General features: G+C 44.8%; 18 protein-coding genes and 1 tRNA gene. 14 read left to right on the top strand and 5 right to left on the bottom strand.

From position 1 onward, the window contains the following. Positions 1-213 precede the first annotated feature (213 nt). Together prmC and LVJ86_RS09500 are read left to right on the top strand one after the other, a co-directional pair. Positions 214-1,041 (top strand): peptide chain release factor N(5)-glutamine methyltransferase, encoded by an 828-nt coding sequence (gene prmC / locus LVJ86_RS09505; RefSeq protein ID WP_047760902.1) that lies wholly within the window; start codon positions 214-216, stop codon positions 1,039-1,041. Positions 1,042-1,139: 98 nt separating this feature from the next. Beyond that, positions 1,140-1,988: a factor H binding protein domain-containing protein gene (locus tag LVJ86_RS09500; protein WP_047760901.1), complete on the top strand. Its 849-nt coding sequence runs from the start codon at positions 1,140-1,142 to the stop codon at positions 1,986-1,988. Positions 1,989-2,062: 74 nt separating this feature from the next. Here LVJ86_RS09500 and LVJ86_RS09495 read toward each other — a convergent pair whose 3' ends face one another. Further along, entirely contained in the window at positions 2,063-2,470 is a 408-nt protein-coding gene (locus LVJ86_RS09495; RefSeq protein ID WP_047760900.1) for a DUF2147 domain-containing protein, read from the bottom strand. 421 nt (positions 2,471-2,891) lie between these two features. On the opposite strand from LVJ86_RS09495, the gene LVJ86_RS09490 reads away from it, so the two are divergent. From LVJ86_RS09490 to LVJ86_RS09475, 4 genes are all read left to right on the top strand, one after another. Continuing rightward, positions 2,892-3,383, top strand: a complete 492-nt coding sequence (locus tag LVJ86_RS09490) for a glycine zipper 2TM domain-containing protein (RefSeq protein ID WP_161796054.1) — start codon at positions 2,892-2,894, stop codon at positions 3,381-3,383. 199 nt (positions 3,384-3,582) lie between these two features. Further along, entirely contained in the window at positions 3,583-4,674 is a 1,092-nt protein-coding gene (gene ychF, locus LVJ86_RS09485; protein ID WP_047760898.1) for a redox-regulated ATPase YchF, read from the top strand. Positions 4,675-4,790: 116 nt separating this feature from the next. Next, entirely contained in the window at positions 4,791-6,053 is a 1,263-nt protein-coding gene (tyrS, locus tag LVJ86_RS09480; protein ID WP_047760897.1) for a tyrosine--tRNA ligase, read from the top strand. Between the two features lie 138 nt (positions 6,054-6,191). Further along, on the top strand, positions 6,192-6,893 hold the full coding sequence (locus LVJ86_RS09475) for a hypothetical protein (RefSeq protein WP_047760896.1): 702 nt from the start codon (positions 6,192-6,194) through the stop codon (positions 6,891-6,893). A gap of 187 nt (positions 6,894-7,080) precedes the next feature. Here the strand turns inward: LVJ86_RS09475 and LVJ86_RS09470 are convergent, their stop codons facing one another. After that, positions 7,081-8,127, bottom strand: coding sequence for a L,D-transpeptidase family protein (locus tag LVJ86_RS09470; protein WP_047760895.1), 1,047 nt, complete (start codon positions 8,125-8,127; stop codon positions 7,081-7,083). 139 nt (positions 8,128-8,266) lie between these two features. On the opposite strand from LVJ86_RS09470, the gene rlmD reads away from it, so the two are divergent. From rlmD to LVJ86_RS09430, 8 genes are all read left to right on the top strand, one after another. Further along, complete coding sequence (gene rlmD / locus LVJ86_RS09465) at positions 8,267-9,610, top strand: 23S rRNA (uracil(1939)-C(5))-methyltransferase RlmD (protein ID WP_047760894.1); 1,344 nt, start codon at positions 8,267-8,269, stop codon at positions 9,608-9,610. A 312-nt stretch (positions 9,611-9,922) separates the two neighbouring features. Then, entirely contained in the window at positions 9,923-11,353 is a 1,431-nt protein-coding gene (locus LVJ86_RS09460; protein ID WP_152667044.1) for a 23S rRNA methyltransferase, read from the top strand. Positions 11,354-11,371: 18 nt separating this feature from the next. Beyond that, the gene (locus LVJ86_RS09455) at positions 11,372-12,463 is read left to right on the top strand and encodes a response regulator (protein ID WP_047760893.1); all 1,092 of its coding nucleotides are present in this window, start codon (positions 11,372-11,374) and stop codon (positions 12,461-12,463) included. A 14-nt stretch (positions 12,464-12,477) separates the two neighbouring features. Further along, positions 12,478-13,014 (top strand): GTP-binding protein, encoded by a 537-nt coding sequence (locus LVJ86_RS09450; protein WP_047760892.1) that lies wholly within the window; start codon positions 12,478-12,480, stop codon positions 13,012-13,014. Between the two features lie 2 nt (positions 13,015-13,016). Next, entirely contained in the window at positions 13,017-13,658 is a 642-nt protein-coding gene (locus LVJ86_RS09445) for a hypothetical protein (protein ID WP_047760891.1), read from the top strand. A 47-nt stretch (positions 13,659-13,705) separates the two neighbouring features. Next, the gene (locus LVJ86_RS09440) at positions 13,706-14,068 is read left to right on the top strand and encodes a roadblock/LC7 domain-containing protein (RefSeq protein ID WP_047760890.1); all 363 of its coding nucleotides are present in this window, start codon (positions 13,706-13,708) and stop codon (positions 14,066-14,068) included. Positions 14,069-14,114: 46 nt separating this feature from the next. Continuing rightward, positions 14,115-14,190, top strand: a tRNA-Asn gene (locus LVJ86_RS09435). A 970-nt stretch (positions 14,191-15,160) separates the two neighbouring features. After that, complete coding sequence (locus LVJ86_RS09430) at positions 15,161-15,814, top strand: IS1595 family transposase (RefSeq protein ID WP_244702549.1); 654 nt, start codon at positions 15,161-15,163, stop codon at positions 15,812-15,814. A gap of 7 nt (positions 15,815-15,821) precedes the next feature. Here the strand turns inward: LVJ86_RS09430 and trpB are convergent, their stop codons facing one another. The 3 genes from trpB to LVJ86_RS09415 all read right to left on the bottom strand — a co-directional run bounded on the left by trpB (position 15,822) and on the right by LVJ86_RS09415 (position 20,127). Beyond that, positions 15,822-17,033, bottom strand: a complete 1,212-nt coding sequence (trpB, locus tag LVJ86_RS09425) for a tryptophan synthase subunit beta (protein WP_047761440.1) — start codon at positions 17,031-17,033, stop codon at positions 15,822-15,824. Positions 17,034-17,171: 138 nt separating this feature from the next. After that, a complete protein-coding gene (locus LVJ86_RS09420) occupies positions 17,172-17,774 on the bottom strand; it encodes a class I SAM-dependent methyltransferase (protein WP_047761439.1) in 603 nt (200 codons plus the stop codon). Between the two features lie 340 nt (positions 17,775-18,114). Continuing rightward, entirely contained in the window at positions 18,115-20,127 is a 2,013-nt protein-coding gene (locus tag LVJ86_RS09415) for an NADPH-dependent 2,4-dienoyl-CoA reductase (protein WP_047761438.1), read from the bottom strand. Between the last annotated feature and the right edge of the window lie 89 nt (positions 20,128-20,216).

The raw sequence follows: 20,216 nt of genomic DNA, 5'->3' as shown, positions 1-20,216 counted from the left end.
AGACGGCATTGTTTAAAGCTTTAATCCCGATGATGCGAAAACATCAGTATTCTGATCGCATTTATACGCAAGGTTATGCGGTTTATGGAAAATAGTTTACTTTGCTCAGAAAATTATCTGAATTTTCATGCGTTTTAGAGGGATAAACAATTTTACCAATCAGTGTCCCGTATCCGGTTGAGAGGAATATGGAGGCCGTCTGAAAGTATATTTATGGCAGAAAATTCTATAACTATCTCCCAATGGCTGCGAAATTGCCCTTTGCCTAAGCTCGAAGCCCGCATGCTGTTGCAGCATCAAACTAGTTATACGCCGGCTCAATTAATTACCCGTGATCAAGAAGTGTTGGGCGGGCAGGTATTGCAAAATTTATCCGTATGGGTAGAGCGTCGTTTGAATGGTGAGCCGATGGCTTATATTTTAGGGGTGCGTGAATTTTACGGCAGAATGTTTGCCGTTTGCCCCGATGTATTGATTCCCCGCCCGGAAACGGAACATTTGGTTGAGGCCGTTTTGGCACGGTTGCCTGAAAACGGATATGTATGGGATTTGGGGACGGGCAGCGGCGCAATTGCTGTTACGGTGGCTTTGGAGCGCTCAGACGTTTCGGTACGCGCATCCGATATTAGTGAGAGGGCATTAGTAGTCGCTGCACAGAATGCCGCAACACTTGGAGCGAAAGTCGAGTTCGCCCATGGTTCGTGGTTCCAAACCGATAGGCCGTCTGAAAAATTTGGTTATGATGTGATTGTGTCTAACCCGCCTTATATCGAAGCGGGTGATCGGCATTTACAACAAGGTGATTTGCGGTTTGAACCACAGCATGCCTTAACCGATTTTTCAGACGGCCTCAGCTGTATCCGCATATTGACAGAAGGTGCACCGGATTATTTGAAGCCCGGCGGTTGGTTGTTGATAGAACACGGCTTCGACCAAGGGGAAGCAGGCCGGGCAATTTTTTCTCAGGCAGGATTTCAAGAGGTACAGACTTTATCTGATTTGGCGGGATTGGATAGGGTTACGGTGGGGAGGAAAGTATGACTTTATGTATTGTGGTTATGCAATTTTAAATGTGCAATGCTATAATTTTCAAAGTGATATGTGTTTGATTTATTTTTTTGATGAAAAAAGGATGATATATGAGAAAGTCATTTGTTGCGGGAACGGTAGCCACACTGTTTATGTTGTCTGCGTGTGGAGGTGGTAGTGGTAATGGCGGAGGTGTTTCTACGGAAGCTACACCTACAAGTAAAGGTTATATTTCAAGTATTGTTTTACCGAAATTTGATGCTAGTAGTGCATATATAAAGATTGATGGTAAAACCTATCATCTTGATAATGAAGTAAATAGAGTAATTGATATTTCAGGATATTCTAAAGGATTGCATCGATTTGATTTTGAATCTAGCATGAATATCGAAGGTTCTAATGGTAAAAAAAACTACAAGGAATCTCACACGGGAAAAGCCTATTTATATAAGCAAAATTATTCAGTGATATTGGGTGCTGATGACCAATATGTTTATAAAAGCTCAGCTGATGGTAATCAAAAAGCACCAGAAGAAGGGTTTACCATTGATTCATTGCAAGGTGAAGAGACTCCTATAGAGGCGCTGCCTACTAAAGGCCGCTATACATATAATGGAGAGGCTTTTCATAAAGATGAAGTGGGCAAGCTCACTTATACTGCGGACTTTGATGCGATGCGTGGTAGTGGCAGCATTACCGGAATGCCTACTTTTGGTAAAGTGACGCTTAAATCTGCTGAAATTACACAGGTAGAAGATCAAGAGGAGGATTTCAAGGGTGTGGGTGTTGAGGATGGTGTTGCGGTAGCGGAAAAAGTCGGAAGCGGTACATACGACTTATATTTCTTTGGCCCGAAGGCTGAAGAAATTGTTGGAGTTACAACATTAACTCGCCCAGGTGATCCCAAATTGGAAACCGAAGAGCAGGAATTTGAAATCGGTATTGCCGGTAAACGATAAGCTATGAAGCTTTAAAAGTATGATAAAGCCGTCTGAAAATTTTCAGACGGCTTTTAATTTTGAATGAAAAAACTTTATTCCACCCGCTGCCAAGTTTGAGTACGACCCAGCGCGGAGATACCCAGATAACCGCGTACTTTTAGGGAGTTCCCGCCATTAGTTAATTCGGCTTTCGCGCTATAGGTTTTACCGCTTTTAGGATCGAAAATTTTGCCGTCTTCATAGCTGTTGCCGCTGGCTTTTAAACCGCGTAATACAGTCATTCCGATGAGCGGTTGGGGTTTACTGCAACCCGGGCACTCATTCTTTACCCCGTCGGCCAGTGAAACAATGCGGCCGTTAAATGTGTTGCCGTTGTTGCTGATTTGGACAACGGCTTTGGGTTTGCCGGTAGTGTCGTCGATGGTGCGCCACTTTCCCTCGATGCTTTGGGCAAATGCCAGCGGGCTGACAAGGGCAGACAAAATAATTAATTTCTTCATAACTTCTCCTTTTAAGACAAGACTTTATTTTGGTCTTGTGAAACTAAGCATAATCAAAAATATTCATTAGGTGAACTACTCTATTGAGTATAAATGGTAATGAAAAACAAAGCATAAAAATATTTACCCAATTTGAGGGAGGTGCAGCTTCTATGTTTTGAAAATAACGGGAAAAAATAAGATAGAAAAAGAGGTAGTCGACGGAGGCTGGAAAGTTTATGAAAACAATTTCATGTGATTTTCAGTGAGCGAGTTATCTGAGATTTTTAAAAAATAGTAAGTTGTAACATTCGGTTTATACTTTTCGGTAAAGCGGTATTAAAACTTTGCTAAGATTGTTTGTATGAGTGTGTTTTGTGTGCATAATGCCGACGTTGGCGCCGATCAAGGTGCAAAAAGACCTTTCAAACAGGAGAAACACATGAAATTGCATACCCGGTTAACCGCTTTATTTACAGCTGCAACAATGGCTGCTGCTCCGCTGGCCATGGCGGAAATGAACCGTACCCAAGCAACGATTGTCGGTGCGGCCGTAGGCGGTGTGGCAGGCAGTACTATCGGCGGAGATATGCAGTCGACTCTAATCGGTGCGGCAGCGGGAGGATTATTGGGTAACCTGCTGGCAAAAAACAACAGTAACTATACCCGTGAAGGCCGCTATAATGACCGCTACTACTACGGAGGCCGTGAGTTTAAAAACCGTAAAGATTATGAGGCTTATCGCGAGGCGGTACGCCGCGATATGTTGAGCGGAAAAGAGGCCGACCGTTATCAGGAATATCGCACTTACCGTTCCCAAAAAGTAAAAAATCGCGGTAACAGTGCATATAGCAAGCAACAATGGAAAAACGGTAAAGGGCATCATAAAGCACGTTTTTCAGGAAAACACGGACATAACGGTCACCGTCATTGATATTTCCACCGGTGTTAGGACTACAAAAGAGAGCTTCGGCTCTCTTTTACGTTTTCGATCCATGGTTGTGGCAAGAGGAAAGAAAACGGATAAATGGAGGAGGTAGTGTTTTATAGCTTGGGATTTGCCCTTAAATAGCAGTTACGCTAAATATGATATAATTGCGAGTTAATTTATCTGCCTAATTTCAGGAATCAATATGAGCTTAAAATGCGGTATCGTCGGCTTGCCTAATGTCGGCAAATCTACCTTATTCAATGCCTTAACCCAATCAGGTATCGAGGCGGCCAACTATCCTTTTTGTACCATCGAACCAAATGTAGGGATTGTCGAAGTGCCCGATCCGCGCATGAACGAGCTGGCGAAAATCGTTAATCCGCAGAAAATGCAGCCGGCCATTGTAGAGTTTGTGGATATCGCAGGCCTCGTTGCCGGAGCAAGTAAAGGCGAAGGTTTGGGCAACCAGTTTTTGGCCAATATCCGCGAAACGGATGCCATCGTAAACGTGGTACGCTGTTTTGATGATGACAACATCGTGCACGTGTCGGGCAAAGTTGATCCGATTGCCGATATCGAAACCATCGGTACCGAGTTGGCATTGGCGGATTTGTCCAGTGTGGAAAAAGCTATCGTGCGTGAAGGCAAGCGCGCCAAGTCGGGCGATAAAGACGCGCAAAAGCTAGTAGCACTATGTGAAAAATTACTCCCCCATCTCAATGAGGGTAAGCCGGTTCGTTCGTTTGGTTTGGATGCCGAAGAACTGGCCATGTTGCGCCCGCTGTTTTTGCTGACGGCCAAGCCCGCCATGTATGTCGGCAATGTATCGGAAGACGGTTTTGAAAACAATCCGCATTTGGATCGCCTCAAAGAGCTGGCTGCCAAAGAAAACGCCCCTGTTGTGGCCGTGTGTGCTGCAATGGAAAGTGAAATCGCCGAGTTGGAAGACGAAGAAAAAGCCGAATTCCTTGCAGAAATGGGCTTGGAAGAGCCGGGTTTGAACCGCTTGATCCGCGCCGGATACGATTTGCTCGGTTTGCAAACTTATTTCACTGCCGGCGTAAAAGAAGTTCGCGCTTGGACCATCCGTAAAGGCGATACCGCACCGCAGGCCGCCGGTGTTATCCATACTGATTTCGAACGCGGTTTTATCCGTGCCCAAGTGATTGCATACGATGATTTTGTATCGCTCGGCGGCGAGGCTAAAGCCAAAGAAGCCGGCAAAATGCGTGCCGAGGGCAAGGAATATGTGGTGCAAGACGGGGATGTAATCCACTTCTTGTTTAATGTGTAGGGTAAATTGATTAATTACTGACTGGCATTAAGTAATTTTTTCAAAATATTTATTTTGGTCCGCCTATATTGATAATATATAAATTAAATAGGGATTAAAATACAAAAGGATTAAAAATGTCTGTAATCCAAGATCTCCAAGCGCGTGGTTTGATCGCGCAAACTACCGATATTGAAGCGCTGGAAGCGCTGTTGAACGAACAAAAAATCTCCCTTTATTGCGGTTTTGACCCGACGGCCGACAGCCTGCATATCGGCCATTTATTACCTGTATTGGCTTTGCGCCGCTTTCAATTGGCAGGGCATACGCCCGTAGCTTTGGTGGGTGGTGCCACCGGTATGATCGGCGATCCGAGTTTTAAGGCTGTGGAGCGCAGTTTGAATACTTTGGAAACCGTTCAAAGCTGGGTGGAAAGTATCCGTAGCCAGCTTAAGCCGTTTTTGAGTTTTGAGGGCGATAATGCCGCCATTATGGCGAATAACTACGATTGGTTCGGCGGTATGGGTTGTTTGGACTTTTTGCGCGATATCGGCAAGCATTTTTCAGTGAATGCCATGTTGGCGAAAGAGTCGGTGAAGCAACGTATCGAACGCGATGATGTCGGTATTTCGTTTACCGAATTTTCCTATGCCCTTTTGCAAGGCTATGATTTTGCCGAGTTGAACAAACGCCATGATGTGGTATTGCAAATCGGCGGCTCAGACCAATGGGGTAACATTACTTGGGGTATCGATACCACACGCCGTCTGAATCAAAAACAAGTATTCGGCTTAACGTTGCCGCTGGTAACCAAATCAGACGGCACGAAATTCGGTAAAACCGAAGGCGGTGCGGTATGGCTCAATGCTAAGAAAACCTCGCCTTACCAGTTTTACCAATTTTGGCTGAAAGTAGCAGATGCCGATGTATATAAATTCTTAAAATACTTTACTTTCTTGAGTGTTGAAGACATTGATGCCATTGAGGCGGCCGATAAAACCAGCGGCACCAAGCCTGAAGCTCAGCGTATTTTGGCCGAAGAAATGACCCGTTTGATTCACGGTGAAGCTGCACTGGAAGCCGCACAGCGTATTTCTGCAAGTTTGTTTGCCGAAGATCAAAGTAATCTGACCGAAGCTGATTTCGAACAGTTGGCATTGGACGGTTTGCCTGCTTACGAAGTGAGCGGAGAGCTGAGTATCGTGCAGGCTCTGGTACAAAGTGAATTGGCAAAATCCAACAACGAGGCTCGCGGTTTTGTAGCGCAAGGTGCTGCAGTGGTAAATGGTGCCAAGGTTACTGAAGACAGCTATATTTTGGTTGATAGCGACAAACGTTTCGGCAAATATACGATTGTGCGTCGCGGTAAACGCAACCATGCTTTGTTGGTGTGGGCATAATTCCGTTTTGTCTGATGAAAGGCCGTCTGAAAGTTTTCAGACGGCCTTTTAAATCAAAGCTTTTTATAAAATATGATTAATGGATATGGCGGATAGCCGAAATGTAAGGCCAAGATTTTCAATAGGAAAGGTATATTGATGAACCACTACACCAGTATCGGCTTGCCCCTTGCAGAGCAAGTGCATTTCGAAGAAGTTCTGCCGCGTGTGTTGGAAGAGGCCCAAACTTTGGTCAACGGCAGCAGCCTCACTTATTATGTGTATACGGACTCAAGTATGGCGCAGCTTTGGTTGGGTGCAGATGATAAAGGCATTGTGAGCTTCGAACCGTTTTTTCAAGGAAAAATGCAGCGGTGTTTGTATCTTGATAGTATTTATCCTGCGGAAAATGGTACGGCTCTGATTAGTGCGTGGCCGTCTGAAACGGCTCAGCAAGGAAATATAGTTTTTAGTGTGCCTGATGGCGATGCTCTGAACGAAAACCAAATCGGTAAAGCCGCACAAGTGCTGCTGGCGGCATTTGCCGAAGATGTTCGAGTATTTGCAGATGACCAAACCTATCAAAGCGCTTCAGGGAAGCTTAACCACCTTGTAGGAAGCTGGCGGCAGGCTGAGCAAAATGGGGGTGAAGCCTATATATTGCTTACGGGCGTAGTGGAATCGGTAGAAAAGTGGTTGAATGAATTCGGTGGAAAGCCGTTTTATCATTTGGTTCTTGAAGTTGAAAACGGTTTGCTTGATGCGGTTGCCGATACGGCGCTATTAGAGGTAGAGCCGCGGAAGGGAAACATAGTACAAGGTTTGTTTTGGCTGGGTGGCCGGGTGATTGAGGCCGTCTGAAATAGCGGCTGTGCAAAATCGTACTTTTAACTATTCTCTGCTTTTAATACCGGTGTATCCAGAAGCACAATGATTAATTGTGGCTCAGATGCGCGGGCAATGAAAATAAATTTTTTGAAATTCATGCCTTGGTTTATCAATAAAAATGCCGTCTGAATTTTCAGACGGCATTTTGCGGAGGTACAGATTAAAACAGATTTTCAGTCGGTTCGATATCCGGCTGGGGCGAGGTTTCAGGCTTGGTATCCTGAGATTCTTCGGGTGTTACCGATTCAGGCTGGCCGGATTCTGCGGATTTGGCTGTAGAGGATACGGGCGTTGCCGCCGGGGTAGGATTAGCCGGAGTAGAAGCAGGTGTCTCGGGAACTGTAGCTTCCTCGTCTACTTCAATAGCACTGCCCGAAGGCAATACTTCATCTTTTACCGGTGCGGGTTTGGGGGCTGCTTTCGGTTGGCTGAGCGAATTGCTGCCGCTAGTCCATGCTAGTGAACGTAATTGTCCTTTTACTTTTGAAGCACCGGGGACACAGGTTAAACAGTTGATCATGCCTGTGCGGTTGCGTAGAACGGCTTCTACTCTTTTAGTATTTACGGTTTTACCGTATTTTTTCGCCCACGCATTGATACTCTTGCGTAGGGCAGCATTATCTAAATTCTTTTTATTGTATGGATCGCGGTAAGCGGCTAACCAAAGATTATTGTTATCATCGCTGTTGAGCGATGCCATTTGGTAGATTACCGAAGCAGGGCTTCCGCTGGTAATGGTTTTGGCAAACTCCAAGGCGTCGGGAGATTTCATGCGTACGCAACCGTGGCTGCGCACCCCGGGAACGCTGCTGGGGGCATTGGTTCCGTGGATACCCAAACCTAGTTTTGGATCTCCCATGCGGACAAATACCGGGCCAAGGGGATTATTTGGCCCCGGAGGGATAGTTTTAACACCGTCATTGCGCGTTTTTTGGATACTTTGAGGGATATACCAAGTAGGGTTGAATGCTTTGGGGCCGATTTTATGTTCGCCTAATACGGTTTGTGTGGCAGCTTTGCCTACCGCAATCGGATAGATTTTAGTCAGCTTGCCATCTGTATAGAGGAACAGACGCAGCTGCGGTATGTTGATGACTACATGTTGGCCTTGGTTAATTGGAGAAACGTCTGGGAGTGGGGTGTCTGTATTGGCTAATGCGCTTGCGCCAAGTACGGCGGAAAGTAAGCCGAATCCTAATCTTTTCATTGTTTCGAAACTAAGTTTTAATGTTATAAACAGTTTGAAATCATACCGTAAAAAAATTTTTTTTGTGAGAAAATATCAGTTTCGGCCGCAGCATAGGTTAAATGTCTGAGGCATTTTTATAGTTCGGATCATTATTACTATGGAACAATCATCAACAGATTGTGCGCTTCAGGTTGCACATGTTCATGCTTTAGATTATGAGGGAAGAGGTGTTGCAAAAGTTGGCGGTAAAGCTGTTTTTATAGAAGGTGCGTTACCTCATGAGGTGGTTGCATTTCATGTGGTTCGCAGCAAAAAGCAATTTGATGAGGCGCGAGTAGTAAAGGTGTTAAAAGCTGCACCGGCAAGAGTGGTTCCGCAGTGTCGTCATTTTGATACATGTGGCGGATGCGTGTTGCAGCATGCTGATTTTAATGCCCAGGTCGCTTATAAACAGCGTTTGTTGGAAGATCAATTATGGCGCCTTGGTAAAGTTCGTCCGAAGAAACTATTGCCTCCTATATACGGACAGTCTTGGCATTACCGTCATCGGGGCAGGTTATCTGTTGGGTTGGATGATGAGGGTAAAGTAATCTTGGGCTTTAAGGCGCGGCGTTCGCATCAAATCGTTAATATAGATGGGTGTTTGGTCTTGCCTAAACATATTTCCGAAGCGCTACCCGTGTTACAAGCATTGTTGCAGAATTGGATGTCTTATGGTGTTCAAACGGAGGGAGTAGGTTTTTCAGTAGGCGAAGGGGTAAATATTTTTACTATTTATTCACTTAGGGAACCTATACGGGCTTTACTGGAGAATTTGGAGCAATGGCTAAACAAGTTACCTGAAACCGGTTACCCGTGGCAATTCCGTATTCGAATAAAGGGTAGGGAGGGTGAAATATGTTATCCCGAAAATGCTCCGTCTCTTTCATACGGCTTGCCGGATTTCGGGGTTGTTATGCCTTATGATCCTGAAAATTTTACTCAAGTAAATCCGGTGATGAATGCTTTGATGGTATCGCGTGCGATCACTCTGCTTGATCCCCGCCCCGGCGAGCGCATTGCAGATTTATTTTGTGGAATGGGGAATTTTACATTACCGATTGCTGCTTCGGGAGTAGAGGTGGTGGGAATTGAAGGCTTGGATTGCTTAGTTCGTCAGGCAAGGTATAATGCTAAAATTAATGGTTTTTTAAGTAATATTAAATTTTATACGGAAGATTTGTTTAAGACGAATGCGGCAAGCTTAGCTGGGTGGGGATATTTTGATAAAATTTTACTCGATCCGCCCCGAAGTGGTGCTCAGGCTGTCGTATCTGCTTTGTGCAAGCCTTACTTGCCACGCAGAATTGTTTATGTTTCTTGTAACCCTTCGACTTTAGCTCGTGATGCGGGTATTTTAGTTGCAAAGGGGTATCGTTTTGAGGCTGCGGGGGTGATGAATATGTTTTCCCAAACAGCCCATATTGAAGCAGTTGCCTTGTTTGAGTATGAAGCCATATAAAGCTATATGTAATTGGGTTGTGAAGGTTTTGTGATCGACTGTGCTATGCTAATATGCTAGCTGGAAAAGCTATATGCCATTGCACTGGTTTTTAGGCAGGATATTTCATATTAAGGCAGTTTTGTAAGGGTGTGGAAAATTTAGTATTTTATATATGTTGGTGCTTTATGCCTTTAAAGTGTGTTATCTGTAAAATTTATTTCGGAATATGCTCATTGGGGGTGTAAACTCTAACAATCATTCGCAGTGATACAGAGGCCTTAAAGCGGCGCAGGATGTTTAGATGACTATAATTTGTATCGGGAGATACTTTTGGATTATTCACTTTTAATTATTCTGCTGGCACTTCTATTGCTGGTTTTGTTGTTTGTGCGCCACAAACAAAACAAAGCGGCTAATGGAGGAGTAAAGTCAGCCAAAGGGGCAGCGCCTAAACGTCAATCAATACAGCCACAGTCAAAAGAAACGGGGGACGAGTGGCTGGAAACCATTCATCAAACGGTTGAAGAAACCAATGAGCAAGAGTGGGAATGGGAAGGTAGCAGCGCTGAAGGATTAACAACATCGGTTTCGGCTCAAGAGGTAGATCCGTTAACTGAATATCAGGTTTACAAGCAATTCGGCTATGAGGATAAGGCGGCGGCTTCTTTAGCGGGCTATCTTAACCATCTTGATGAAGAAGCACCTGAAAAGCTGGTGCATGAGTTGGTTGGCTTGAGTTTGCGCGCAGGCAATTTTGACTTGCTAGCGGAAACATTAGGCCGTCACCGTAATGCTCTGTCTCAGGATAGCATGGCCGAATATATCAAAGCGGGTTTGATTGCGGAGTCTACCCACTTACCTTTGCGTGTTTTGGCCGAGCGAGAGTTAGGTTGGGGTATGCAGGAGGTATCGCGTCAGATTGGTGAACAAACCGGTTTGGAGGAGATTACTCAGCCTGCATTAACAATAGGTGTGAATAAGCAGGCGACTGAGGGGTATAGCAAACGCATACCGATCGTTACCGGTAATTTGGATGTGGGCAATGTAAGTGAAGAAGAGTTAGGTGCCGTAATGGGTTTTGTCCGCCCAGATAAGAGCGCTAAGATTCTCAAAAATAAAGTAGACTATGAAACAGCCTTGCAGCAATACAACCGTGCCATTCAGAAGTCTGAGAAGCCTGCCAGCCTCATTATTGATGCATTACGTTTGGATTACCAGCATGAAGAAGTAGGCCAATTCGCCAAACATTTGTGGCGATTGTACTATTCGTTGGGTCAATACGGTCGTCAAGTAAAAGAGCGTATGCTCGGTTGGGGTTATAGTCTCGGTTATCATGAAGTATTTGATGATTTGGAAAAAGGTCCCAATGAACAGCAAGTACGTGAAATAGGCTTGGCAAAAGGCTATTTACAGCCTTCAGCCAGACAAATGAAAGCTCATTATCGTGACTTGGTTCAAAAAGATACTTCTTTGATCAGTGAAAATGCAACGCCAGCGGAACAAGCCGTGAAGGAAGTTGAGTCGCTTTTGATGTATGGTCAATTAGATCAAGCGATTGGCATGTTGGAGCAGGCGGTATTGCAGTATTCTCAAGAGTCTCAGCTTTATATTATGTTGTTTGATTTGTATGAGCGCTCTGAAGATTGGGTGCGCTTGGAGCAGTTTTTACGTATTCTCAAAGAGCGGGTTGACAGCCTGCCTGAGGAAGTGGTTTTGGCTATGAGCCAGCTGTTGCAGCGTGTAAACCAGAGAAATAAATAATAAAAGAGTGCTGAATAAATGGAAAATCAATTACCAAAAGTAAAAACCATACGGGTAATGTTACAAGAAATGGGTGAGCAACAGGACGCTGTCTTCCGGATGGCGTTTAAGATGCATAATACTACCAATTATGAAGTAGTCAGCTCAGAGTCTGAGAATAAGCCCGATATGATCCTAGTGGATACTGATACTGATAACGGTATGCAGCGTTGGGAATCTCTTCGCAGTGAATATACCGATATTCCTGTAGTAATGTTCTCTGAAAAAGAGCCGAAAGTTACGGCTCCTTACTTACCAAAGCCAATTAAATTTGAAACATTATTTCCTATCTTACGTAGTTTGGCTCAAGGTGGGAACATATTTGATGTCGAACAGCATGCACGGGATCGGCAGGCTGCTGCTGAAGGTGCGGGGGTACGTAAGACGGCTATCCGTCGCTTTAATCCACAAAGAGGTCTTTTAGGTGCATTGAAAGCAGCAAGCCAAGGTCATCAGGATGTTGCTATTCTGCATGAGGGTAAACCGGTGCTGATTGTATTTCCCAGCATTCAGCGTGTATTACTAACCGTTAGTGCGACTGATCTGGAAAAACTTAGCCAAGATGATAAATTACATGTTGTGTGCAAGGCAGTGCCTGATAATCCGCAATGGAAAGAAAAAGCAAAAGTGACTATTATGTCGTGTTTGTGGCAAATGGCGATTTGGACGGCACAAGGCCGATTGATTTACCCTATGACGCCGAGTACGGTATTTACGCTTAAACGTTGGCCGAATTTAACACGTTTGGCTCCAGTTCCCGAATCAATGCGTTTATCGGCATTTTTAACCAAAACATCGGTGAATCTGAATATTCTTTATAAAGTAATGCCGGTTGAAATGACTGATATTCTTAATTATTTAGCCGCAACATCAGTAACCGGATTTTTGGTAACAGATGATCAAATTGCAGGTAAAGAAGCTACTGATAATAATATTGGCGGTAGCGTAGACGTTAGCAGCAATGTGCCCGATAATCAAATGTCACAAGATGCGGAAAGGGTGGTAAGCCCGTCAGTAGAGCAACCACGCGGGTTGCTGCAGCGCTTAATGCGTAAGTTATTTGGCAAATAAGCAAGGGGCGATACATGAAAGAAAATAAAATTATCTTTACAGGTCCGGTCGGTGTTGGGAAAACGACGGCCATTGCTGCACTTTCTGATGATCCGCCAGTACAGACTGACGCCAGCGCTTCTGATATGACATTGGTTCGTAAAGGCTATACGACTGTTGCTATGGATTATGGTGTGATTCGTTTAGATGAGGAAATTAAAGTACATCTTTACGGCACACCTGGTCAGGAGCGCTTTAATTTTATGTGGGAAATTTTGAGTAAAGGGAGTATGGGGTTAATTTTGTTACTGGATAATACCCGTACTAATCCACTCAAAGACTTAAAGTTTTTTTTGGATGCATTTCAAGAATTATTAAAAACAGCACCCTTGGTAGTGGGTATTACCAAAATGGATATCCGTTCACTTCCGGGAGTTGATGTATATCAAAAATATTTGGCTCAGCATAATTTTAATGTGCCTGTCTTTGAAATTGATGCCCGTAGGGAAGATGATGTAAAACAATTGATAAGCGCAATGTTGTTTTCTATAGACCCGGGCTTAGAGGTATAAGAATGGATTCAACACTTTCTCTACAATCAAATCTATATCCTAAAATCACTCCGGCCGGCGCATATTATGCAGTATCTAGTGATATAGGGAGCGCCAGTAGAACTTTGTTATATGGCTTGCTGAAAGCTGGGAATGCCGAGACAATTAGCAGTGAGAAATTACTGGCATGGGCAGATACCAGTGATATGGGTTCCGCATTAAATTTGCTTTATCGCTTACAGCGTCTGGAATTTATCTACGGAGATGAAAATCCAGGTAGCGATGATATCCATATGTCGGACGATAGATTACCTGATCTGTTGGCCGAATTATCAAGTGTAGGTAAGGCTTTATTAGCAGATGAGAATGGATTATATTTTGCTAATGCAGGCTTTCATCATGAAACAGCCGAAGAAGTAGGTGTATTGTCTAGTGAGGTCGCTGCTTTGGGAGAAAAGCATCGGTTGCTGGTAAAAAATAATCTGAATATCCATCACAATACTTGGGGTATTTGTGATCCAACCGGTCAAAGTGAACTAACTTTTTATCCATTGTATATTGGGCAGACCAAATTAACCTTAGTTATAGGTGGTGCACCCGATCTTAATAAAGAGGCTTTTGTAACGTTGATAAAAGTTCTATATAACCGTTATGGAAGCAATTAATCTGCAAAGCAAATAAAATGGCTTGCAAAAAATGAATTGGAATAAAAATGCGTGAACAACTTTTAATTTCTGTATTAAGTGATTTAAATAGCACTACAACTGATATTGTGGCTTCTGCCGTGATTTCTACTGACGGCTTACCCATTGCCACCTTAATGCCTAGCCATTTGGACGCTGATCGCGTGGGTGCAATGTCTGCAACTTTATTAGCATTGGGTAACCGTGCTGTACAAGAGTTGGCTTGCGGTGAACTTGATCAAGTAATGGTGAAGGGTAAAACAGGTTATATTTTGTTGAGCCAAGCAGGTAATAATGCCGTGTTGGCTTTAATGGCTAAGGAAGGCGGCAAACTTGGTTTGATTTTGTTGGATGCCAAGCGTTCGGCAAAGCATATTGCAGATATTTTATAAAAAAGCTTGACAAGTTTAAATAAGATTTATATAATTCTCGTCTAATTCCCCGATAGCTCAGTCGGTAGAGCGACGGACTGTTAATCCGCAGGTCCCTGGTTCGAGCCCAGGTCGGGGAGCCAAATATTCTAAGCCTAAACATTTGTTTAGGCTTTTTTATTTTTAATTGTTATGCGTGTTTTTTATTCTTCACAACTTATATTTTAAGGTACCGCACTTAATATAGTTATATAAGATGATAACCGCTCAGTTTGTGATATGCATAACTATATTAATTGGCTGTATCCTATTTATCTAGCCTGATTTCTTTTAAGGGAAAGAATATATGCTATCTTGCCTTAGGTGTGCAGTTTACCTAAGGAACAGAATTTTAACACTTGCTTTATGGAAGCGACATAAGAGAAAATGTTCGCAGTTCTATCATAAGTTATCTTCAAAGGCATTGTTCCCCGAGTTTCTCTAGAAGAACGTGGCAGTTTAATTTTACTGCATGATAAAGAATGGCTGCTAACGGTAGCGTGGTAGTGGCGAAACCATAATATTTCCTAAATTTAAAGGTCTTACTTTCACTTCGCCCATGGTAACGGCATCTAGTGAGTATGCCGCTATTTCCAAAAGTAATTTTGGTACTACGGGAACTGGCTAAACAATTGGAGCATGTTGATCTGAAACAGTTTGAAATTGGTAAAAACGTTAATTGGAGTTAGGTACTGTTTCGAATACTAAAACAAGATTATGAGTATGAAGGCCTAATAAGAAAGGGTTAAGCAATCATTACATTGAATGAGGGTAGCAGTTATTGTGTAGTGCTAGTACGGTTTTAGTTGGAAAAGTGAAATGAACCTGTTGCATAAAGTATGGAGAAAATGCGGCTTTCGTATTTTAAGTATCCAAACATCAAAATATTAGGATAACAATGACTGCTAATTTAATGAGATAGCAAACAAATAATGGGGATTGCATAATTCAAAAGGCCGTTTGAAAGTTTCAGACGGCCTTTTGTTTAGTAAAACAAATATATGAAAATAGAAGTTTCAATTACAAATTGATTTTGGGGCTGTATTAGATTGGCAGTTATGTTACCCTTTAAAAATGAAGATAACATACTGTAAACTATCTAAAAAAGTACAAAAAAAGTTGCTTGAATTTTTTGTACTTGAGGTAACCGCCCGTTCTGCTGCCAATTTATTGGATATTAACCCCAATTCAGCAGCTCTGTTTTACCGTAAAATTCGCCAAGTCATTGCCTATCATTTAGAGCTTCAAGCTGATGAAATCTTTGATGGTTCAATCGAGCTTGATGAGAGTTATTTTGGTGGACAACGAAAAGGCAAACGCGGTCGCGGAGCGGCTGGGAAAGTAGCGGTATTTGGTATTTTGAAACGTCAAGGCAAGGTTTATACTGTTGTCGTTAAAAATACCAAACAAGATACTTTACTACCTGTTATTAAACGAAAAATAATGCCTGATAGCATTGTTTATACGGACTATTACAAAAGCTATGATGTGCTAGATGTGAGTGAATTTACGCATCACAGAATCAATCATTCAGAGCTTTTTGTCGACCGTCAAAACCATATCAACGGTATTGAAAACTTCTGGAATCAGGCAAAGCGCGTTCTACGAAAGTACAATGGAATTGACCGAAAATCTTTCCCTTTATTCTTGAAAGAATGCGAATTTCGTTTTAACTTTGGTACACCAAAAGAGCAACTTAAAATCTTGCGAATTTGGTGTGATATTTAAGGCTAATCTAATACAGCCCCTTGATTTTTTCCAATACAAAGTCAATATCTTTATCACCGCGTCCGGACAGGTTAACTAATAAGCGTTTGTCGGCAGGTAGTTCTTGGGCACGGCGTAGGGCATATGCTAAGGCGTGCGCCGATTCGAGTGCGGGAATAATGCCTTCTTCCCGTGAAAGAGTGAGAAACGCATTCAGACACTCTTGATCGGTGGCGGTTTCGTAACGGGCGCGTCGGATATCTTTTAAGTGGCAGTGCTGTGGCCCGACACCGGGATAGTCTAAACCCGAAGCAATCGAATGTACGGCAGCAGGCGTGCCGTCTTCATTTTGTAAGTAGTAACAGTTGAAGCCCTGAATATTGCCGTAAGTGCCTAAAGTCATGGTTGCAGCGTGACGACCAGGCTTGTCGAGGCCTTCTCCGGCGGGCTCTACGCCGACTAATTCTACTTTGTTGTCATCCAAAAAGGCATTGAATAACCCCAAAGCGTTGGAACCACCGCCAACACAGGCAATCACTTCGTCGGGCAGGCCGCCGTAAGCGTTGTGAAACTGTTCGCGTGCTTCATGGCCGACGATACTTTGGAAATAGGCGACCATTTCGGGATAAGGTGCCGGGCCGACTACCGAACCGATTGCAAACATAGTATTTTTAAAATCAGCCATATAGGCACGGAATGCACTGTCTACTGCTTCTTTCAGAGTGCCGGCGCCTTCGGATACCGGTACCAGCTTGGCACCGAGGATTTTCATTCGGGATACATTGGGATGTTCTTTGGCAATATCGACTACGCCCATGTGGATTTCGCATTTCAAACCTAATAAAGCTGCGGCGGTGGCTAAGGCAACGCCGTGTTGGCCGGCACCGGTTTCAGCGATGACTTTGCGTTTTCCTAGCTTTTTTGCCAGTAAAACTTCGCCGATACAGTGATTGATTTTATGCGCCCCCGTATGGTTGAGGTCTTCGCGTTTCAGGTAAATCTGAGCTCCCCGTGCGGATAGGCTGCGGGCATGGTAAATCGGACTGGGGCGGCCGACATAAGTGGCTTGCAGGCGTTTCATTTCGGCAATAAATTCGGCATCGGCGATAATGCTGCGAAAGCCTGCTTCGATTTCGGCCAATGCCTCGGCAAGATCAGGATGGTTGATTTTACCGCCGTGCTTGCCGAAATTGCCTTGTGCGTCGGGTAAGACCAGTGGGTTGAGTTGTTCTTGTGTCATGATATTTCCTTTGTGTTTCAAATGTCGTTGTAGATGTGCCTGATGATTTAAACGGGTTATGCCGTCTGAAACCATTCTGAGTGTGCGGGTTCAGACGGCATAGTCGGCTGATGAATTAGCCGTTAAACAGTTTTAGCTTCATGCTTGCGGCTTCTGCCCAAGAAGGTAAATGACGGAGCTTTTGCCTTGGTGGCGGCAGCCTTCAGCTAAATCATGTACGCGGTGTTTGGCGATAAGCCATTGCAGTCCGTTGAGGGCTTTTTGCATGTCTTCTAATGTACCAAGCATGGCAGGATCGCTGGGACCGCCGGTACCCAAAGCGATTTGTTCTGGATGGTAAAACACACCCGCAAACATGCCGCCTGATTGTAATGAAGATAGCATTTTTTGCATGATTTCGGTGCGCTGAGGTTCGGTGAAATGACAAAAGACACTAGTAATAACGGCATAGTATTCAGACGGCCAAGGCATCGTAGAAAGATCGGCTTGCCGTGTTTGGAATGGCACGCCTTTGCTTTCAGCCAACCGCTGAGCCTTTTGTAGACCAACGGCCGACATATCCACACCTTCGGCTTCGAAGCCGTTCTCGGCTAGAAAAATACCGTTGCGTCCTTCGCCGGTGGCTAAATCAAGTGCACGGCCTCCTTTGGGCAGCAGGGGGAGGATTTCTGCAATGAAGGCATTGGGTTCGGTTCCGAATACATATTCCTCGGTAAGATAGCGCTCATCCCATTTTGACATTATATTCCTTTCGCAAACCGTTTTCAGACGGCCTTACTATACCTTAAAAAGATAGCGCATATGAAAGTAACCCTGGGTGCCGGCAGAATTTTGTTGTGACCTTTTGAGATTAAGTATGGCAACTGTTATCCGTTACTTTGTCGGAACTATAAATAATGATTTAAGCGTATTGCGCAAATTTTATTGCCGACCAATCTTTAAAATAAGCCCCTCTGATTTTCTTTGCTTTCACAAAAATTACAGAGGGGTGCTATTTAGGCCTCGTTTAATCAGTATAATTTGCAGATTCAGGCCGTCTGAAAAATATGAACGGGCTGTATTGAAGTTGGCTAGCTCCGCCTTATACGGTTAAACCCAGTTCCGTGCCGGCTTTGATAGCGCGTTTGGCATCCAGTTCGGCAGCTTCACTTGCGCCACCGATTATATGGACGGGTTTGCCCAGCGCACGGCAGGCAGCTTCAAGGCTGCGGTTAGGTTCTTGGCCGGCACAAATCACGACATTATCAACTTCTAAAACTATTTCTTCGCCATTACGGCGGATATGCAGGCCGTCTGAATCGATTTTGACATACTCCACATTGTTCCACATATTGACGCCCTTATGCTTGAGTACGCTGCGGTGTATCCAGCCCGTCGTTTTGCCTAGATTTCTACCGACTAAGCCTTCTTTACGCTGAAGCAGCCATATTTCACGCGGTGAGGGCGTGATTTGGGGTGTTGGTGACAATAATGCGCCGCGGGCTTGCAGGCTGGTGTCGATTTGCCATTCTTTATGGAAAAGCGGTGGTGAAATAGCACTGTCGCCGCCTTCTTCGCTGAGATATTCGGCGGTGTCGAAACCGATACCGCCCGCACCGATAATAGCTACCCGACGACCAACCCCTTTTTTATCGCGCAACACGTCTAAGTAGCTTAAGACTTCGGGGCGGTCGGTGCCGGGAATATTGACTGTGCGCGGAGTGATACCAGTGGCCAATACGATCTCGTCAAACTCCTGTAAATCGCTGGCAGTAACGGTTCGTCCAAGGATTCGGGTAACACCTAAGTCGCCGAGAATTTGGTCGAAATAGCGCACGGTTTCGCGGAATTCGGGTTTGCCGGGAATTTGTTTGGCGATATTCAGCTGACCGCCGATTTGGTTTTGTGAATCGAATAGGGTAACTTGGTGGCCGCGGCTGGCTGCAGTTTTGGCAAATGCCATACCCGCAGGGCCCGCACCGACGACAGCAATATTTTTCAAAACCTTTGGTGTGGTTACTTCAAGTTGGAGTTCGTGGCAGGCAAAAGGGTTGACTAGGCAAGTGGTGAGTTTGCCGGCAAAAATATGGTCAAGGCAGGCTTGGTTGCAGGCGATGCAGGTATTAATACGGTGATCGTCTCCGGCCAGTGCTTTGGACGTCCAGGCCGCATCGGCTAAAAACGGACGCGCCAAACATACTGCATCGGCAAGCCCTTGTTCAAGCACCGCTTCTGCAATAGCGGGCATATTTAGGCGGTTGGTTGCGATAACCGGAATACTGCTGATTTGTTTCAGCTTGCCTGTGAATTCGGCAAAGGCGGCACGCGGTACAGAGGTGGCGATGGTGGGAATACGCGCCTCATGCCAGCCTATGCCGGTATTGAACATATCCGCTCCTGCTGCTTCGATTTCGGCAGCCAGAGCTTGGTTTTCCTCCCATGTACTGCCGTTTTCTACTAAATCGAGTAGGGAAATACGGAAAATAATCAGAAAGTCGTCGCCGCAGGCTGCACGGATACCGGAGACGATTTCACGGGCGAAGCGGCGCCGGTTACTTGCGTTGCCGCCATAGTCGTCTTCACGGGTGTTGGTGCAGGGAGCCAGAAACTGGTTGATCAGATAGCCTTCGCTGCCCATGACCTCAACACCGTCATAACCTGCTTCTTGGGCCAATCGGGCGCAGCGGATATAGTCGGCTATAGTTTGACGCACCTCTTCGGTTGAAAGTGCACGGGGTTTTGCGGGATTAATTGGGGCTTGGATTGCGCTGGGGGCAACCGGTTGACGGCTCATCGCATAGCGGCCGGTATGCAGAATCTGCATGCAGATTTTTGTATCGTGAAGGTGAACGGCTTCGGTAACTGTACGATGCCATGCGATTTCTTCGGCAGTGGTCAGCTTGGCCCCGCCTTCGGTTACCGCACCTTCGGCATTCGGGCCGATCCCGCCGGTGATGATCAGTGCTACACCGTTACGGGCGCGTTCTACATAGAAAGCGGCAAGGTGTTCGGCACCTTCGGCATGTTCTTCAAAGCCCGTATGCATCGAGCCCATAATGATGCGGTTGCGCAAGGTGTGGTGTTTGAGAACCAAAGGTTCGGCCAGCTTTCTCATGTTCCTCTCCCGAATTATTGTTTTAACAGCTTTATTTGGGTTTATAGTAAATAAACTTTTGAGTTTTCCGGCGGTTTGTTGGTAACGGT

Origin of the sequence: Neisseria arctica, from assembly GCF_022870905.1 — a bacterium.
Classification (GTDB): Bacteria; Pseudomonadota; Gammaproteobacteria; order Burkholderiales; family Neisseriaceae; genus Neisseria; species Neisseria arctica.
The sequence above is the reverse complement of the archived record's forward strand: the minus strand, read 5'-3'. Positions and strand labels throughout refer to the sequence as shown.

Coding starts and splice junctions, on each gene's coding strand:
- prmC (WP_047760902.1), top strand. CDS start 214: ATGGCAGAAAATTCTATAACTATCTCCCAATGGCTGCGAAATTGCCCT.
- LVJ86_RS09500 (WP_047760901.1), top strand. CDS start 1,140: ATGAGAAAGTCATTTGTTGCGGGAACGGTAGCCACACTGTTTATGTTG.
- LVJ86_RS09495 (WP_047760900.1), bottom strand. CDS start 2,470: ATGAAGAAATTAATTATTTTGTCTGCCCTTGTCAGCCCGCTGGCATTT.
- LVJ86_RS09490 (WP_161796054.1), top strand. CDS start 2,892: ATGAAATTGCATACCCGGTTAACCGCTTTATTTACAGCTGCAACAATG.
- ychF (WP_047760898.1), top strand. CDS start 3,583: ATGAGCTTAAAATGCGGTATCGTCGGCTTGCCTAATGTCGGCAAATCT.
- tyrS (WP_047760897.1), top strand. CDS start 4,791: ATGTCTGTAATCCAAGATCTCCAAGCGCGTGGTTTGATCGCGCAAACT.
- LVJ86_RS09475 (WP_047760896.1), top strand. CDS start 6,192: ATGAACCACTACACCAGTATCGGCTTGCCCCTTGCAGAGCAAGTGCAT.
- LVJ86_RS09470 (WP_047760895.1), bottom strand. CDS start 8,127: ATGAAAAGATTAGGATTCGGCTTACTTTCCGCCGTACTTGGCGCAAGC.
- rlmD (WP_047760894.1), top strand. CDS start 8,267: ATGGAACAATCATCAACAGATTGTGCGCTTCAGGTTGCACATGTTCAT.
- LVJ86_RS09455 (WP_047760893.1), top strand. CDS start 11,372: ATGGAAAATCAATTACCAAAAGTAAAAACCATACGGGTAATGTTACAA.
- LVJ86_RS09450 (WP_047760892.1), top strand. CDS start 12,478: ATGAAAGAAAATAAAATTATCTTTACAGGTCCGGTCGGTGTTGGGAAA.
- LVJ86_RS09445 (WP_047760891.1), top strand. CDS start 13,017: ATGGATTCAACACTTTCTCTACAATCAAATCTATATCCTAAAATCACT.
- LVJ86_RS09440 (WP_047760890.1), top strand. CDS start 13,706: ATGCGTGAACAACTTTTAATTTCTGTATTAAGTGATTTAAATAGCACT.
- LVJ86_RS09430 (WP_244702549.1), top strand. CDS start 15,161: ATGAAGATAACATACTGTAAACTATCTAAAAAAGTACAAAAAAAGTTG.
- trpB (WP_047761440.1), bottom strand. CDS start 17,033: ATGACACAAGAACAACTCAACCCACTGGTCTTACCCGACGCACAAGGC.
- LVJ86_RS09420 (WP_047761439.1), bottom strand. CDS start 17,774: ATGTCAAAATGGGATGAGCGCTATCTTACCGAGGAATATGTATTCGGA.
- LVJ86_RS09415 (WP_047761438.1), bottom strand. CDS start 20,127: ATGAGAAAGCTGGCCGAACCTTTGGTTCTCAAACACCACACCTTGCGC.